General features: G+C 72.9%; 12 protein-coding genes. 7 read left to right on the top strand and 5 right to left on the bottom strand.

The window, feature by feature from the left end:
- The first annotated feature begins 5 nt into the window (after positions 1-5).
- Genes P2L57_RS15060 through P2L57_RS15050 form a run of 3 tightly spaced genes read left to right on the top strand, consistent with a single transcriptional unit; the run spans position 6 to position 2,814 of the window.
- On the top strand, positions 6-764 hold the full coding sequence (locus P2L57_RS15060) for an ATP-binding cassette domain-containing protein (RefSeq protein WP_275814216.1): 759 nt from the start codon (positions 6-8) through the stop codon (positions 762-764).
- Complete coding sequence (locus P2L57_RS15055; protein WP_275814213.1) at positions 761-1,984, top strand: alpha-D-ribose 1-methylphosphonate 5-triphosphate diphosphatase; 1,224 nt, start codon at positions 761-763, stop codon at positions 1,982-1,984. The genes P2L57_RS15060 and P2L57_RS15055 overlap by 4 nt, the downstream gene beginning before the upstream one ends.
- A complete protein-coding gene (locus P2L57_RS15050) occupies positions 1,981-2,814 on the top strand; it encodes an inositol monophosphatase family protein (RefSeq protein ID WP_275814210.1) in 834 nt (277 codons plus the stop codon). Before P2L57_RS15055 ends, P2L57_RS15050 begins: the two co-directional genes overlap by 4 nt.
- A gap of 112 nt (positions 2,815-2,926) precedes the next feature.
- Here the strand turns inward: P2L57_RS15050 and P2L57_RS15045 are convergent, their stop codons facing one another.
- Both P2L57_RS15045 and P2L57_RS15040 read right to left on the bottom strand, forming a co-directional pair.
- On the bottom strand, positions 2,927-3,415 hold the full coding sequence (locus P2L57_RS15045) for a PaaI family thioesterase (protein ID WP_275814207.1): 489 nt from the start codon (positions 3,413-3,415) through the stop codon (positions 2,927-2,929).
- Between the two features lie 150 nt (positions 3,416-3,565).
- Entirely contained in the window at positions 3,566-5,878 is a 2,313-nt protein-coding gene (locus P2L57_RS15040; RefSeq protein ID WP_275814204.1) for an FdhF/YdeP family oxidoreductase, read from the bottom strand.
- Between the two features lie 126 nt (positions 5,879-6,004).
- Between P2L57_RS15040 and polA the strand changes: the two genes are divergently transcribed.
- Entirely contained in the window at positions 6,005-8,809 is a 2,805-nt protein-coding gene (polA, locus tag P2L57_RS15035; protein WP_275814201.1) for a DNA polymerase I, read from the top strand.
- Here the strand turns inward: polA and P2L57_RS15030 are convergent.
- Positions 8,740-9,624 carry a DUF4184 family protein gene (locus tag P2L57_RS15030; RefSeq protein WP_275814198.1) on the bottom strand — a complete coding sequence of 295 codons (885 nt, stop codon included), beginning with the start codon at positions 9,622-9,624 and terminating at the stop codon, positions 8,740-8,742. The two genes, polA and P2L57_RS15030, sit on opposite strands and share 70 nt — an antisense overlap.
- A gap of 143 nt (positions 9,625-9,767) precedes the next feature.
- Between P2L57_RS15030 and P2L57_RS15025 the strand changes: the two genes are divergently transcribed.
- The 3 genes from P2L57_RS15025 to pgfA all read left to right on the top strand — a co-directional run bounded on the left by P2L57_RS15025 (position 9,768) and on the right by pgfA (position 12,290).
- Positions 9,768-11,003 (top strand): lytic transglycosylase domain-containing protein, encoded by a 1,236-nt coding sequence (locus P2L57_RS15025; RefSeq protein ID WP_275814195.1) that lies wholly within the window; start codon positions 9,768-9,770, stop codon positions 11,001-11,003.
- A 146-nt stretch (positions 11,004-11,149) separates the two neighbouring features.
- Positions 11,150-11,284, top strand: a complete 135-nt coding sequence (locus P2L57_RS15020; RefSeq protein WP_275814192.1) for an SPW_0924 family protein — start codon at positions 11,150-11,152, stop codon at positions 11,282-11,284.
- A gap of 13 nt (positions 11,285-11,297) precedes the next feature.
- Positions 11,298-12,290 carry a cell envelope lipid trafficking protein PgfA gene (gene pgfA / locus P2L57_RS15015; protein WP_275814190.1) on the top strand — a complete coding sequence of 331 codons (993 nt, stop codon included), beginning with the start codon at positions 11,298-11,300 and terminating at the stop codon, positions 12,288-12,290.
- Positions 12,291-12,367: 77 nt separating this feature from the next.
- On the opposite strand, the gene hrpB is transcribed toward pgfA, so the two are convergent.
- Positions 12,368-14,926: an ATP-dependent helicase HrpB gene (gene hrpB / locus P2L57_RS15010; RefSeq protein WP_275814187.1), complete on the bottom strand. Its 2,559-nt coding sequence runs from the start codon at positions 14,924-14,926 to the stop codon at positions 12,368-12,370.
- A gap of 4 nt (positions 14,927-14,930) precedes the next feature.
- The gene (locus P2L57_RS15005; RefSeq protein WP_275814184.1) at positions 14,931-15,764 is read right to left on the bottom strand and encodes a class I SAM-dependent methyltransferase; all 834 of its coding nucleotides are present in this window, start codon (positions 15,762-15,764) and stop codon (positions 14,931-14,933) included.
- Positions 15,765-16,021 lie beyond the last annotated feature (257 nt).

The following is a 16,021-nucleotide window of genomic DNA, read 5'->3' as shown; positions in this document are numbered from 1 at the left end:
AGACCATGCCGACACCCCAACCCGACCGGCCCGGCGCCGTGTTGACCGTCCGTGAGCTGCGCAAGACGTTCACCCTGCACACCATCGACGGCCGCACGGTGGTCTCGCTCGACGGCGTCGACCTCGACGTCGCGGCAGGCGAGCACGTGGCGGTCGCCGGGCCCAGCGGCGCGGGCAAGTCCAGCTTGCTGCGCTGCATCCACCGCAGCTACCTGCCGGACTCCGGTTCGGTGCTGCTGCACACCCCGGACGGGCCGGTGGAGCTGACCGCGCTGCCGGACCGTGCGCTGGCCCGGCTGCGCGGGCGGGAGATCGGCTACGTATCGCAGTTCCTCACCCCGCCGCCGCGTACCGGCCCGCTGGACGTGGTGGCCGCCGCCGCGCGCCGCAGGGGCCTCGCCCCGGCCGAGGCCCGGGACGCCGCCGCCGAGTCACTGCACCGGCTCGGCCTCGACGAGGCGCTGTGGGACGTGGACTGCGGCGTGCTCTCCGGCGGCGAACGGCAGCGCATCAACCTGGCGGCCGGCACGGTACGGCCCCCCAGGCTGCTGCTGCTCGACGAGCCGGTGTCCGCGCTCGACCCGCGGAACCGGGAGCGCGCGCTGCAACTGATCGCGTCGCTCACCGATCAGGGCGTCGCGGTAGTGGCGGTCTTCCACGACCTCGACGCGATGCGGCAGTTGGCGACCCGCGTCGTACAGATGACGGATGCCCGGATCGTCGCCGAGGGACCGGCACGGGACATCCTGGGAGCGGTGGCATGAGCGACGTCGCGTTGGCAGCGCAGATGACCGGCTGGCCGCTCGGCCCGCCGCCACGGGACTACGTCCTCGGGCACGTCCGCGCGGTCCTGCCGGACGCCGTGCTCGACGACGCCCGCGTCGTGGTCCGCCAGGGCCGGATCGCCGCCGTCGAACCGCACGTGGCCGGGTCGGGCTGCGATGTGGACGGCCGTGGCCTGCTGTGCCTGCCCGGGCTGATCGACGTCCACAGCGACGCGCTGGAGCGCGAGCACCAGCCGCGGCCGTCGGCCCGACTGCCGTGGGACTTCGCGCTGTTGTCGCTTGAGGGCAAGCTGCGGGCGGCGGGGGTCACCACCGTGTTCCACGGCGCCGGCTTCCAGCACAAGACCAGCCGCGGCACCGAGCGCACACCGGGGTCGGCAAAGGCGCTGTGCGAGACCGTCGGTGGCCGGACCGCGGCGCCGGTGGACCACCGGCTCCTCTACCGGCTCGACGTACGTTCCGCGGAAGGCGCGGCGGCGCTGCGCGAGCAACTGGCCGCGGCGGTCGGCACACCGCTGGTCTCCCACGAGGACCACACGCCGGGGCAGGGCCAGTACACCGACCGCCGCTACATGGAGGAGTACCTGGTCGGTGCTGACGGGATGTCGGCGGAGCAGGCGAGGGAGCACGTCGACGGGCTGATCGCCGAGCGTTCGCAGTACGGTGCGGTGCTGGAGCGGAACCTCAGCTGGCTGGGCGAGTCGGCCAGGGCGGGGCGGATCCGGTTGTTCGGCCACGACCCCGACTCGGCCGAAGCGGTCGGGGCGCTGTGCGCCAGGGGCGGTGCGGTCGCCGAGTTCCCGACCACCGTCGACGCCGCGCGGGCCGCCAGGGAACACGGCCTGCCCATCGTGATGGGCGCGCCGAACGTGCTGCGCGGCACCTCGCACTCCGGCAACGTCTCGGCGCGGGAACTGGTCGGGCTCGGCCTGGTGACCGCGTTGGCCTCGGACTACCTGCCGTCCGGGCTGCTGGCGGCGGCCTTCCAGCTCGTCTCGGCCGGACTCGCCGACCTGCCGACGGCGGTCGCCCTGGTGACCGCGGGGCCGGCCGAGGTGGCCGGGCTGTCCGACCGCGGCTCGCTGCGGCCGGGACTGCGCGCCGACCTGGCGCTGGTGCGGCCCGGTTCGCCGTGGCCCGAGGTGTGGGCCGTGCTGCGGGCGGCCGTGGACGTGGAGTGCGAGGGCGGTACGCGATGAACCCGACGATGATCCCGTGGCCGGTCCCCGACCCCGAGGTTCCGGCGGCGGCCCACCCGGTGCTCGCCGCCGCCACCCGGGCGGCCGCCGGCGCCTTTCGGGCCGCCCGGCAGAGGTACGACCGGGCGGGACTCGCCGAGCGGGTACGGGTCGGGGCCGACGGCACGCCCACGATGCGGCTCGACATCCTGGTCGACACCGCCATCGCCGAGGTCGTCGACGCGCACCGGGTCAACCTGCTCAGCGAGGAGATCGGCGTCATCGACAACGGGTCGGCCGTCACGCTCGTGGCCGACCCGGTGGACGGCACGGCGAACGCCGCGGCCGGGGTGCCGCTTTCCGCCTTCGCTGCCGCGCTGGTGCACGACGGAGTGCCCACCGAGTCGCTGACCTGCTGGCTCGACACCGGCCGCTGCTGGCACGCGGTCGCCGGGCAGCCCACCGCGTACCGCACCACCGGGCGCACCGCGCTCGACGGGGCGGCGGTGAGTCTGCTGCGGCCGCATCCGCACGACCCGGACCAGGCGGCCGCCTGGTGGCGGGTCGCCCAACGGGCAAGCCGGATACGGATCTTGTCGACCAGCTGCCTGGAGGCGGCACTGGTCGCCGAGGGATCCATCGACGGCTTCGCCGACGCGGGCTCGCAGACGCACCGGATCGTGGACCTCGCCGCGGCGATGGTGATGGTCCCGGCGGCGGGAGGAGCCGTCGTGGACGCGTACGGCAGGCCGCTGGAGATCGACACCGATCTGCACCGCCGCTGGTCCGGTGTCATCGCGGCGACACCGGACCTCGCCGAGGAACTGGCCGCGGCCATCCGCGGCCAGTAGTGCGGGTCCGGCGGGTTGTGGTGATCCCGCAGCGCCGGACCACGCCGTGGGCGTGCTCGCCGCGGCGGCGGATTCTTTGGGGGCGTACCCCCGAGATCGGCCGCCGCGCCGGTCAGGCGCTCTGGTTGCCGTTGGCTGCGGACGGTCGCAGCATGCAGGTCAGCCGGGCCGAACAGATGCGGCGGTCCTGCTCGTCGGAGATGACGATCTCGTAGGTGGCGCTGGAGCGGCCGCGGTGCACCGGGGTGGCTACGCCGGTGACCGTGCCGGAGCGGAGGCCGCGGTGGTGGGTGGCGTTGAGGTCGACGCCCACCGCGATCTTGTGGGGGCCGGCGTGCATCATGGCGCCGACCGAGCCGAGGGTCTCGGCCAGCACCGCGGAGGCGCCGCCGTGCAGCAGCCCGTACGGCTGGGTGTTGCCCTCGACCGGCATGGTGCCGACGACCCGCTCTGCGGAGGCCTCGATGACCTGGATGCCCATACGGTTGCCCAGGGTTCCGGCGGAGAACAGGGACGGCAGGTCGATGCCGAGCCCGGCGTACTGCTCGATGATCTCCGGCGGGAACTTGGTGGGGGCCTGGGTGGCGGCCTGCTCGCCCATGTCGGTCGGCTCCGATCGTCTTCGGTCGGTCGCGGTGCGGTCCGGGCACGGAGCCCGGGCCGGCACCGCTCTGGGGGCCCGGGGGCCTGCGGCGCCAGCCTTTGGTGTCACAGCCCTCGGAAACTGCGGTAGCAGCGTCCTATCAGGTGTTCAGACGGCTGGCGTGGCCGGCGCGGGGTGGTTTTGATCACGTGTGGCCTCCAGCCGTATGACGACGGACTTCGACGCCGGGGTGTTGCTGGTGTCGGCGGTGTGGTCCAGCGGCACGAGGACGTTGGTCTCCGGGTAGTACGCGGCGGCGCAGCCGCGGGTGGTGGGGTAGTGGACGACGCGGAAGCCCTCGGCACGCCGTTCGACGCCGTCGGACCATTCGCTGACCAGGTCGGCGTACCCGCCGTCGGCCAGACCGAAGGCGGTGGCGTCCTCGGGGTGGAGCAGGACGACGCGGCGGCCGCCCTTGATGCCCCGGTAGCGGTCGTCGAGGCCGTAGATGGTGGTGTTGTACTGGTCGTGCGAGCGCAGGGTCTGCAGCAGCAGGCGGCCCTCCGGCACCTGCGGGTACTCGATGGGCGCCGCCGTGAAGTTGGCCTTGCCGGTGGCGGTGGGGAAGCTGCGGCTGTCGCGCGGGGCGTGCGGCAGGGTGAAGCCGCCGGGGCGGCGGACCTTGGTGTTGAAGTCCGCGAAGCCCGGGACGACCCGGGAGATCCGGTCCCGTACCCGGTCGTAGTCGGCCTCGAACTCCGCCCAGGGGATGACGCTGTCCGGGCCGAGTACCGCGCGGGCGAGCCGGCAGATGATGGCGGGCTCGGAGAGCAGCTGGCCGCTCGCCGGTGCCAGGCCGCCGCGGGAGGCGTGCACCATGCCCATGGAGTCCTCGACGGTGACGAACTGCTCGCCCGAGGCCTGGACGTCCTTCTCGGTGCGGCCGAGCGTGGGCAGGATCAGCGCCCGGGCGCCGGTGACCACATGGGAGCGGTTGAGCTTGGTGGAGACATGGACGGTCAGCCGGGCCCGGCGCATCGCCGCCTCGGTGACCTCGGTGTCGGGGGACGCGGCGACGAAGTTGCCGCCCATGGCGAAGAACACCTTCGCCGTGCCGTCGCGCATCGCGCGGATGGACTGCACCACGTCGAGCCCGTGTTCGCGCGGTGGCGCGAAGCCGAACTCCTTCTCCAACGCGTCCAGGAAGGCGGGGGCGGGCCGCTCGAAGATGCCCATGGTGCGGTCGCCCTGCACGTTGCTGTGGCCGCGCACCGGGCAGACCCCGGCGCCCGGGCGGCCGATGTTGCCGCGCAGCAGAAGGAAGTTGACCACCTCGCGGATGGTGGGCACCGCGTGCTTGTGCTGGGTGAGGCCCATCGCCCAGCACACCACGATGCTGCGGGCGCCCAGGACCATCTCGTGCAGCCGCTCGATCTCCCGGCGGTCCAGGCCGGTGGCGCGCAGCACCTCGTCCCAGTCGGTGGCGCGGGCGGTCTTCGCGAACTCCTCGAAGCCATGGGTGTGTTGGTCGACGAACGCGGTGTCGACGGCGCCTTCGGTCTCCAGGATGAGCCGGCCCAGCGCGCGGAACAGCGCCTGGTCGCCGCCGATCCGGATCTGCAGGAACAGATCGGTGAGCGCGGTGCCGGATCCGGCGAGTCCGCGGGCGGTCTGCGGGTTCTTGAACCGCTCGAGTCCGGCCTCGGGCAGCGGGTTCACGGTGACGATCCGCGCGCCGCCCGCCTTGGCCTGCTCCAGCGCGGAGAGCATCCGCGGATGGTTGGTGCCGGGGTTCTGGCCCGCGACGATGATGAGGTCGGCGCGGTAGAGGTCCTCGAGGAGCACGCTGCCCTTGCCGACGCCGAGGGTCTCGGTGAGCGCGGAACCCGACGACTCATGGCACATGTTGGAGCAGTCGGGCAGGTTGTTGGTGCCCAGTTCGCGGGCGAACAACTGGTAGAGGAACGCGGCCTCGTTGCTGGTGCGCCCCGAGGTGTAGAACACCGCCTCGTCCGGCGACGCCAGCTGGTGCAGTTCCTCGGCGATGATCTCGAAGGCGCGCTCCCAGGGCACCGGCTGGTAGGTGTCCGCGCCGTCGGCCAGATACATCGGCTGGGTCAGCCTGCCCTGCTGTCCCAGCCAGTAGCCGCTGCGGGTGGCGAGGTCGGAGACCGGGTGCCGGGCGAAGAAGTCGGGGGTGACGCGGCGCAGCGTCGCCTCTTCGGCGACGGCCTTCGCGCCGTTCTCGCAGAATTCCGCGCGGTGCCGCTTGGCGGGCTCCGGCCATGCGCAGCCGGGGCAGTCGAAGCCGTCCTTCTGGTTGACCTTGAGCAGGGTGAGCGCGGTGCGGCGCACGCCCATCTGCTGCTGGGCGATCCGCAGTGTGTGCCCGATGGCGGGCAGCCCGGCGGCGGCGTGCTGCGGCGCGGTGACGTCGGGCGCGTCCTGGACCGGGTCCCCTGCGGGCGGCTTGCCTGCCATCGTCGTCCCCTTCGCTACGTTTCGGTACGCCTGCGGCGTGTCCGGCCTCGCGTATCCGATGCTTTTCACTCGATCCTGCCACGTGCCGCTGACGGCGGGGCCCGGCGTGCGGCGTCGCGGACGGGGATGTCAGTGGTCCGTGGGAGGATCGGAGGCGTGGTAGCAAAGGCATCGAAGACGACGGCGAAGAAGACCGCGAAGACCACCGGGGCGACCGGCGCCACCGCGTCGGGCGGTGGGGGCCGGGAGGCAGGCCGGCAGCGCCTGCTCCTGCTGGACGGGCACTCCTTGGCGTACCGGGCGTTCTTCGCGCTGCCGGTGGAGAACTTCAACACCGCCACCGGCCAGCCGACGAACGCGATCTACGGGTTCACGTCGATGCTGGCCAACACGTTGCGTGACGAGCAGCCGACGCATCTGGCGGTGGCGTTCGACGTGTCCCGCAAGACCTGGCGGATGGACGAGTATCCGGAGTACAAGGCGACCCGTTCCAAGACCCCGGACGAGTTCCGCAGCCAGGTCGAGCTGATCGGCGAGCTGCTGGACGCGATGCGGGTGCCGCGGTTCGCCGTGGACGGCTTCGAGGCCGACGACGTCATCGCCACCTTGGCCACCCAGGCCGAGCAGGCGGGTTACGAGGTGCTGATCGTCACCGGTGACCGGGACTCGTTCCAGTTGGTCAGCGACCACGTGACGGTGCTGTACCCGACCAAGGGCGTCTCCGAGCTCACCCGGTTCACCCCGCAGAAGGTCGAGGAGAAGTACGGCCTCAGCCCCCGGCAGTACCCGGACTTCGCGGCGCTGCGCGGCGACCCGTCCGACAACCTGCCCGGGATTCCGGGCGTCGGCGAGAAGACCGCCGCCAAGTGGATCACCCAGTTCGGCTCCTTCGAGGAGCTGGTGAAGCGGGTCGACGAGGTCAAGGGCAAGGTCGGGCAGAACCTCCGGGACCACTTGGAGGCGGTCAAGCTGAACCGCCGCCTGACCGAGATGGTGCGGGACGTCGATCTGCCGGTCGGCCCCGACGGGCTGGCCCGCCAGCCGTACGACCGGGCCTCGCTCGATGTGGTGCTGGAGGCGCTGGAGTTCCGGCACTCCAACTTCCGTGAGCGGCTTTACGCGGCGGATCCCGGCACCAGCGAGGCCGCCGCCGAGGTGATGAGCGACGGTGTCGAGATCGACGGGCAGTTGCTGGGCGCGGGCGAGCTGGCGGACTGGCTGAAGGAGCACGGCGGCGGCACGGTGGGTGTGGCCACGGTCGACACCTGGGCGCTGGGTTCCGGTGCGGTCACCGAGATCGCCCTGGCGATCGAGGAGGGCCCGGCCGCCTGGTTCGATCCGGCGCAGCTGGTGGAGAAGGACGAGAAGGCCTTCGCACAGTGGATCGCGGACCGCGGGCATCCCAAGGTGCTGCACAACGCCAAGGGCGCGATGCGGGTCTTCGCCGAGCACGGCTGGACGGTCGACGGCGTGGTGATGGACACCGCGCTGGCCGCGTATCTGATCAAGCCCGGGCGGCGCTCCTTCGCGCTCGACGCGCTCTCGGTGGAGTATCTCGGCCGTGAGCTGGACAAGTCGGACGACGACAGCGGGCAGTTGGCGTTCGGGGTGGAGGACGGCGCCGAGGCGGAGGCGCTGATGGCCCAGGCCCGTACGGTGGTTGACCTGGGTGAGGTGTTCAGCGCCCGGCTGGCCGCGGACGGCGCGCTGGATCTGCTGCGGGATGTGGAGTTGCCCATCTCGGCGCTGCTGGCCCGGATGGAGCGGCACGGTATCGCCGCCGACCGCGAGTGGCTGGACCGGATGGAGCAGCAGTTCGCCGGGGCCGTCGAGCAGGCGGTGTCCGAGGCGCACCGCGCGGTGGGGCACGAGTTCAACCTCGGGTCGCCCAAGCAGCTGCAGGAGGTGCTGTTCGGCGAGTTGGGCCTGCCGAAGACCAAGAAGACCAAGACCGGGTACACCACGGACGCCGACGCGTTGGCTTGGCTCGCCGGGCAGACCGACCACGAGCTGCCGGTGATCATGCTGCGCCATCGTGAACAGGCCCGGCTGCGCTCCACGGTTGAGGGCCTGATCAAGACCGTCGCGCCCGACGGCCGGATCCACACCACCTTCAACCAGACGGTCGCCGCCACCGGACGGCTGTCGTCCACCGACCCCAACCTGCAGAACATTCCGGTCCGCACCGACGAAGGCCGGGCGATCCGCCGGGGCTTCGTGGTCGGTGAGGGCTACGAGTCGCTGCTGACCGCCGACTACAGCCAGATCGAGCTGCGGGTGATGGCTCATCTGTCCGAGGACGAGGGGCTGATCGCCGCCTTCACCTCCGGCGAGGACCTGCACACCACGGTGGGCTCGTACGTCTTCGACGTGCCCCGGGAGCACGTGGACGCCGAGATGCGGCGCAAGATCAAGGCGATGTCCTACGGGCTGGCCTATGGACTGTCCGCGTTCGGCCTCTCCCAGCAGTTGGGCATCGAGGCGGCCGAGGCGCGGACGCTGATGGACACCTACTTCGAGCGGTTCGGCGGGGTGCGCGACTATCTGCAGCGGGTGGTGGAGGAGGCCCGGGTCACCGGTTACACCGAGACGCTGCTGGGCCGCCGCCGCTATCTGCCGGACCTCAACAGCGACAACCGGCAGCGCCGGGAGATGGCCGAGCGGATGGCGCTCAACGCGCCGATCCAGGGTTCGGCCGCCGACATCGTCAAGATCGCGATGCTGCGGGTGGACGAGGCCCTCACCAGGGAGCAACTGCGTTCGCGCACCCTGCTGCAGGTGCATGACGAAATCGTGCTGGAGGTGGCGCCCGGCGAGCGCAAGCAGGTGGAGGAGCTGGTCCGCCGGGAAATGGCCGGTGCCTACCCGCTGCGCGCCCCGCTCGATGTCTCGGTCGGGCACGGCGCCGACTGGGAGTCCGCGGCGCACTGACCGCCTCGACGGCGCGGGCGCGGGTGGCTGGCGCGGATCACGGCGGTGATCGCCGGGGCGGCCAGCGCGAGACCCGCGCCCGCGCCGAAGGTGGCGGAGGCGATCAGGGACGAGGAGCCGCGGGGCCGGTCCCGTAGGCACCGCAGCGCCGCCCCGGTCATGGCGGAGGCGGCGAGCGCCCAGGCGCCCGTCCGCCTGCCGCGTGTGGTCAGTTGGGGCACCGAGGGCGGCGGCGGGACCCGCGGGGCGCGGCGCAGTTCGCGCGCCGTCCACAGCCCGAGGGCAGCCAGTCCCGCGGCCGAACTCGCGTACTGCGCCCAGTGGTGCAGCGGTACGCCGCACACCGTGCGGTTCAGCACCGGCAGCAGGCGTACACCGCCACGCCCGTGGTGGGTGAAGGCGTCCCAGCCAAGATGCGTGGCCGTGCCGGTCACCGCCGACAGCCAGAACCATCCGGCGTCCCGTGCCGTCGGCAGCGCCGCCTCGACCGGCGCCACACCCAGCAGCCGGGCCGCCCTGCCGCCGACCCCCGGCGGCAGCAGCCCGGTCAGCGGCCCGCGTACCGCCACCCAGCCGCCCACCAGTCCGGCCGCGAGCAGCGGATCGAGTACGGCGGCCCCGGCCAAGTGGTGTGCGGCGCGGCCGTATCCGTACGTGCCGGGGATGACGGAGTCGAGGAAGAACGGAACATCGGGCGCGAGTGACCCGGCGACCAGGCCCGCCGCGAGCAGCCGTCCGCGCCCCCGTACGGCACCCGACCCGTCGGCCCGCAGCAGGGGCAGCACCGCCGCGGGATGGCTGAAGGTGAACGGCATTCGGTCTTCCCATCGCTGAGTTTCGCACTGTTCATCACCATCTCCGTCACGGACGGTGGCTCCGGTGCACAAGTTGACGTAGTGTCCGTTTCGTTGTCGCGCTGGGGAGCGCATACGACACACCATCGGGAGGGAAAGGGCGTATGTCTGTGCCGTTCGGCCGACGGATACGCAAGGGTGCGGCGGGCACCGCTGTCGCGGCGCTGGCGATGGCGGCGCTCACCGCCTCACAGGCCCCGGGTGTGGCCCTGGGAGTGGCACACGGAGCCTCGGTGGCCCCGCCTCCCGGACCGCCGATCGACGGTGGAAAGCCGTACGTCACCAATCTGCCTCCGCTCAACTCCCCGGTGAAGCCCGGCAGTCCGAGCGGGCAGCCCGGCACCGGGCTGGGGACGGGAGCGGGCGGCGCGGGCATCCCCGCGACCGTACTCGCCGCGTACCAGAAGGCCGAGACGGCGCTCCGCGGCAGCCAGCCCGGCTGCCATCTGCGCTGGCAGCTGCTCGCCGGGATCGGCGAGGTCGAATCCGGCCAGGCGGACGGCGGGAACGTGGACGCCTCGGGCACCACCCTCAAGCCGATCCTCGGCCCGGTCCTCGACGGTAGCGGCGGCAACGCCAGCATCGCGGCAGGCAACACCAGTTACTACGACGGCGGCCTGGCGTATGCGCGGGCCGTCGGGCCCATGCAGTTCATCCCGTCGACGTGGGCGCAGTGGGGTGCGGACGGCAACGGTGACGGCATCAAGGACCCCAACAACATCTACGACGCCGCACTCGCCGCGGGCGACTACCTGTGCGCGGCGGGCGGCGATCTGTCCGACTCCAGCGGCCTGGACCGCGCCATCCTGGGCTACAACCACTCGCAGGACTACCTGAACACCGTCAAGGACTGGTACCAGTACTACCTGAACGGTACGCACCAGATCCCGGACGGCTCCGGTGGTCCGGCGCCCGGTCCCGGAAGCGGTCGTGTGCCGTCGGCGACACCGTCGCCCTCGGCCTCGCCCAGCGCGAGCGGCAGGCCTGGTGGCGGGCCGTCCGCGTCCCCCTCGCACAGCCCGCTGCCCACCGCCTCGGCCAGCGGCAGCATCGGCCCCGGCCCGAGCGGCAGCCCGTCGCCTTCGCCGTCCGGCAGCGGCAGCCCGAGCCCGTCGCCGACCGGAGGGTGCCCCACCGGGTCGCCGAGCCCGTCGCCCTCGCCGTCCGGCAGCGGCAGCCCGTCGCCCAGCCCGACCCCGTCGCCGACCCCTTCGCCGAGCGGCAGTTCGTCCGCTTCGCCGTCGCCCTCGCCGTCCCCGACCGGCGGGCCGTGCCCCACGCCGTCGCCGAGCAGGAGCGCCGGCCCGTCGCCGTCCGCCGCGCCCAGCCAAGCGCACTGACCCGCGGCGCCACCTCAGCGGGGCCGGGTCGCACCAGCGCCGGTGCGACCCGACCCCGCTGACATGCCGTCAGCAGAACCTGTTCTCATTTGGCGTTCCGGTTGCTACGGTGCCCGCGCCCCGCAGCCAACACCGGGAGGCTGTCCATGCGCGCCCTGACCGCCGCGGCCATCGGACTCGCCGCCGCGCTGGCCCTGGTCCTGACGATCACCGCGATCGGAGTGCCGGCGGGCAGGACCTCGCCGAAACCGCTGCTGACCACCGTCCCGCGGCATCCGTAAGGGGGACCGGGAAATGCGCCGTAAAGCCAGCCTGGTGCTCCTCGGATTCGCCGTGTTCTTCACCGCGCTGTCGCCACTGCTGCGCTGGTACGCCTTTCCCCGGCTGGCGAAGATCCCGCCCAGCGAATACCAGGTCGCCGTTCTCGAAGCGAAGAACGCGACCCTGCTCGACTACAACCAGATGAAGGACGTCACCGTCCCCGAAGTGAACATCGTGCAGACGCTGCGCGGCAATGTGGCGGCGGCGCAACAGGTCAAGAAGGAGACCGGCCGCGATGTCGTCGTCTGGGACGCCCTCTCCTACATCGCCGACTCACACGGCGCCATGGTCTCCGAGATCCCCGAACGCTACGTCTTCGACGCCCACTCCCAGGCGCCGGTCCACGCGGCCGGGGAGAACGTCGACGGCGACCCCGTACGCCGCCAGGGCATCGAGTTCAAATGGCCCTTCCTCACCCGGAAACGGGACTACTACTACTTCGACGCCCAGACCCGCACCTCCGCCCCCATCCACTACCGGGGCACGCGGACCTTCCACGGCCTGAAGGTCTACTACTTCGAGCAGACCGTCCCATGGACCAAGGTGCCGCTGCCGAAGAAGATGCCGCTCGGTGTGACACCCGCCGTCGTCACCGCCGCCGGAATGGAGCGCTGGTACACCACCAAGCGAATGTTCTGGGTCGACCCGACCACCGGCGCACCGGTCAACGGCGAGGAAGTCCACCAGGAGGAGATGCGCTTCATCGGCCACCCGGAGAAGCCGCCGCTCATCGCCTTCGCGGGCGATGTCAGAATGCGGCCCGACTATGTCGACTCGACCGTCAAACTCGTCAAGTCCCAGCGACAGTTGGTACTGGCACTCACCAGCTATCTGCCGTGGGGCTTCCTCGGACTGGGCGCCGCACTGCTCACCACGTCACTGGTCCTGGAGGCCCGCAGCCGCCGCCCCGGCGCGTCCTCGTCGGCCGACAGCGCCGAACCGGCACCCGAACCGGTGCCCGCCTAGGCCTGTCCGGCGGATCTCCTGACACCCCCGGTGACGTGTGGCGTGGGTCGCGTGACCGCGGCCGTCGGGCGGGGACGCTATGCCCGGCGGTTCGTACGCAGCGTCGGCTGCGCCGTCGAAGGGTCCTCCGGCCAGGGATGCTTGGGGTAGCGCCCGCGCAACTCGGCGCGTACCGACCGGTATCCGTCCCGCCAGAACGACGCCAGATCCGCGGTGACCGCCGCCGGACGTCCGGCGGGGGAGAGCAGATGCACCAGCAGCGGCACCCGGCCGCCCGCGATCCTCGGCGTCTCCTGCCAGCCGAACAACTCCTGGAGCTTGGCCGCCAGCACCGGCTGGCCGTCGCCGTACGCCACCCGGATCCGGGACCCGCTGGGCACCTCGATCCGCTCCGGCGCCAGCTCCTCGAACCGCACCGCCTCCCCGCCTGCCCACGGCAGCAGCCGGGACAGCGCGGCGCCCGCGTCCGCCCGGGCCAGATCCGCGCGCCGCCGTGCCGCGCCCAGCTCCACGCCGAGCCACTCATCGACACGGTCCAGCAGCGCCTCGTCCGACACATCCGGCCACGGAGCGCCCAACTCCCGGTGCAGGAAGGCCATCCGCTGCCGCAGCCCTTCCGCCTCCCGGCTCCAGCGCAGCAGACCGACGCCCTCCCGGCGCAGCCCGTCGAGCAGCGCCGCCCGGACCGCGTCCGGGCCGGGGGAGCGCAGTGCCCGCGACGACAGCTCGATCGCGCCCAGCCGCCGCACCTCGCGCGCCACGACGTCCCCGGAGTCCGCGCTGTCCCACACCACCTCCTCGTAGGAGGACAGCAGCGGTGCCGCCGCCGTACGAGCCGTCGCCTCGTCGATCACCGCGGCCATCCGCACCCGGGCCGAGGAAGCCGACACCGGGCGGTCCGCCACCGCGACCGCCAGCCATCGTGAGCCCGACAGCCGGGTGCCGTCGGCCAGTTCGGCCGCCGTGCCCGAGGCCATCAGATACCCGCCGCCACGCTGCCTGGCCACCCGCTCGGGGAAGGCCAGCGCGGCTATCAGCCCGGCCGCGAGGTCATCGGTGACCTGGCCCTCCTCTTCGGCGCCGCCCTGCCGTGCCGCCGCGCCCACGGCCGCGTCCGGTGCCTGTGGCGCGGCGGATTCCGCCATCGCCGCCGTGAGCCGGCCGGCCTCCGCCCGCCAGCGTCCGGCGTAGGCGTCACCGCCCCGGCGGGCCGAGCGCCACGCCGCGGCCAGGTCGTCCCCGTACTCCCGTGGCGGCTCCTCGCTGAGCAGTGCCACCACCTCGGCCGCCCGGCGCACGCCTGTCGTCCGCGCCCCGTCGAGCAGCGCCCGCGCCAGCCGGGGATGCAGGCCCAGCCTGGCCATCCGCACACCCCGTTCCGTCACCCGGCCGTCCGGGCCGACTGCTCCCACGGCCCGCAACGTGTCCCGTGCCGCCGCCATCGCGCCCGCCGCGGGGGTGTCGAGCAGCGCCAGCCCGGTCGCCTCCGGATCGCCCCAGCACGCCGCCTGCAAGGCGAACGCGGCCAGATCCGCCACCGCGATCTCCGGCGCGGGGCGGACCGGACGGCCCGCGTCGTCGGCCTGCGACCAGCAGCGGTAGACCGTTCCCGGGCCCTCGCGGCCCGCCCGCCCGGCGCGCTGGCGGGCCGCTGCGCGCGAGACCCGTACGGTGGTCAGCGCGCCCAGCCCGCGCGCGTGGTCGGTACGCGGCTCACGCGCCAGACCGCAGTCGACCACCACCCGCACGCCGGGCACCGTCAGGCTGGACTCGGCCACCGCCGTGGCCAGCAGCACCCGTCGCCGGGTCCCCGGGGCGAGCGCCGCGTCCTGCACCGAGGTGGGCGCCCGCCCGTGCACCTGGAGCACCTCGACGCCGGGAACGGAGCCGAGCATTCCGGCGACCCGGGCGATCTCTCCGACGCCCGGCAGGAAGCACAGCACATCCCCCTCGCGCTCGCGCAGCGCACGGTGCACCACGGCCGCCGCATGCTCCAGCAGCGCCGGATCCACCCGCATCCCGTGCGGCGGCCGCACCGGCCGCGTCGCCGGAGCCCACACCACCTCCACCGGGTGCAGCACGTCCTGCGCCTCGACCACCGGCACCCCGCCCATCAGCCGCGCCCAGGCCGCCGTGTCCGTGGTCGCGGACGCCGCCAGCACCCGCAGCTCCGGCCGCAGCGCGGCGCGCACATCCAGCAGGAACGCCATCGCGGTGTCCGCGTCCAGATGGCGCTCATGGCACTCGTCCAGCAGCACCGTGTGCACGCCCGGCAGTTCGGGGTCGCGCTGCAACCGCTGCAGCAGCACGCCGGTCGTCACCACTTCTACGACGGTGCGCCGCGAAACCCTCCGCTCGCCGCGCACCGTGAACCCGACCCGGTCCCCGGCCTCCTCGCCCAGCAGCCACGCCATCCGGCGTGCCGCCGCCCGGGCCGCCATCCGCCGGGGCTCGGCCACCAGCACCCGTCGTACCGGCGTGTCGTCCAGCAGCCCGGCGAGCACCAGCGGCACCAGGGTCGTCTTGCCCGTCCCCGGCGGCGCCGCCAGCACCGCGCCACCGTGCTCGTCCAAGGCCGACCGCAGCGCGGGCAGCGCGCCGCGTACCGGCAGGTCCAGTGCGGCGGTCCGGATCACGCGGTCAGTCCCGTACGCACACGAAGATCGCGGTGCCCGGCAGCAGCGCGCCGCGCAGCGGGGACCAGCCGCCCCACTCCTGGCTGTTCCACCGCGGCCACTCCGGCTCCAGCAGGTCCACCAGCCGGAAACCGGCCGCCGCGATCTCCCGCACCCGGTCACCGATGGTGCGGTGGTGCTCCACATAGACGGCGGCGCCGCGCTCGTCCTGTTCGACGTACGGGGTGCGGTCGAAGTAGGACGCGCCGGCCGTCAGCCCCTCGGGGCCCGGCTCGTCGGGGAAGGCCCAGCGGATCGGATGGGTGACCGAGAAGACCCAGCGGCCGCCCGGCCGCAGCACCCGGTGCACCTCCCGCATCACGCGTGCCGAGTCGGCGACGAAGGGCACCCCGCCGTACGCGGAGCACGCCAGTTCGAACGCGCCGTCCGCGAAGGGCAGCGCTCCGGCGTCCGCCTGCACCAGGGGGAAGGCGCCGCCGATCCGGCGGGAGTGCTGCAACTGCCGGTACGACAGGTCCAGTGCGACCGGCCGGGCACCGCGCGCCGCCAGCCAGCGCGAGCACTGCGCCGCGCCGCAGCCGATCTCCAGCACCGACCGGCCCGCGAGCTCCTGCGCCGGGCCGAGCAGCCCGACGTCGGCCTCGTCCAGCCCCTCGGGGCCCCAGACGAAGCGGTCGTCGCCGAGGAAGGCGCCGTGCTCGGTCTGGTAGTCGTCGGCATTGCGGTCCCACCATCCCCGGCTCGCCCGGCTGCTCTCGGCGGCACCCGCGGTGCGCCGCGTCGCCTCCGGCTCGGACTCGGGTTCGTCGACGGTGTCAAACGGGGAGTCTTGGATCATCGCGGCAGTCGTCGTACTCTCATCGGAGGATTCGGGGTGTCAGAGGTCGGAAGCCCTCGAACACCTGCGGCTGGGCGGTTTGCACCAGGTATGGGGCGTTGCGTCCTTGGTATGCCTCTTCGCGCATTGACCGTGCCCGGCTGCCCCCGTATGCTACAAGTTGCGCTGCGGGCCTGCGCGCCTCGGACGGAGCAGGCCGCGCTCGCATCTGTTGTAGACCTCTCGGTTATTGAGGCGATGTCCGTAGATTCCACATC

It is taken from the genome of Streptantibioticus ferralitis, assembly GCF_029223525.1.
GTDB classification, from domain to species: Bacteria; Actinomycetota; Actinomycetes; order Streptomycetales; family Streptomycetaceae; genus Streptantibioticus_A; species Streptantibioticus_A ferralitis.
This window is presented reverse-complemented; position numbering and strand designations above follow the sequence as displayed.

Excerpts from the sequence above, each read along its gene's own strand:
- P2L57_RS15060 (WP_275814216.1), top strand. The coding sequence starts at position 6 with ATGCCGACACCCCAACCCGACCGGCCCGGCGCCGTGTTGACCGTCCGT.
- P2L57_RS15055 (WP_275814213.1), top strand. The coding sequence starts at position 761 with ATGAGCGACGTCGCGTTGGCAGCGCAGATGACCGGCTGGCCGCTCGGC.
- P2L57_RS15050 (WP_275814210.1), top strand. The coding sequence starts at position 1,981 with ATGAACCCGACGATGATCCCGTGGCCGGTCCCCGACCCCGAGGTTCCG.
- P2L57_RS15045 (WP_275814207.1), bottom strand. The coding sequence starts at position 3,415 with ATGGGCGAGCAGGCCGCCACCCAGGCCCCCACCAAGTTCCCGCCGGAG.
- P2L57_RS15040 (WP_275814204.1), bottom strand. The coding sequence starts at position 5,878 with ATGGCAGGCAAGCCGCCCGCAGGGGACCCGGTCCAGGACGCGCCCGAC.
- polA (WP_275814201.1), top strand. The coding sequence starts at position 6,005 with ATGTCAGTGGTCCGTGGGAGGATCGGAGGCGTGGTAGCAAAGGCATCG.
- P2L57_RS15030 (WP_275814198.1), bottom strand. The coding sequence starts at position 9,624 with ATGCCGTTCACCTTCAGCCATCCCGCGGCGGTGCTGCCCCTGCTGCGG.
- P2L57_RS15025 (WP_275814195.1), top strand. The coding sequence starts at position 9,768 with ATGTCTGTGCCGTTCGGCCGACGGATACGCAAGGGTGCGGCGGGCACC.
- P2L57_RS15020 (WP_275814192.1), top strand. The coding sequence starts at position 11,150 with ATGCGCGCCCTGACCGCCGCGGCCATCGGACTCGCCGCCGCGCTGGCC.
- pgfA (WP_275814190.1), top strand. The coding sequence starts at position 11,298 with ATGCGCCGTAAAGCCAGCCTGGTGCTCCTCGGATTCGCCGTGTTCTTC.
- P2L57_RS15005 (WP_275814184.1), bottom strand. The coding sequence starts at position 15,764 with ATGATCCAAGACTCCCCGTTTGACACCGTCGACGAACCCGAGTCCGAG.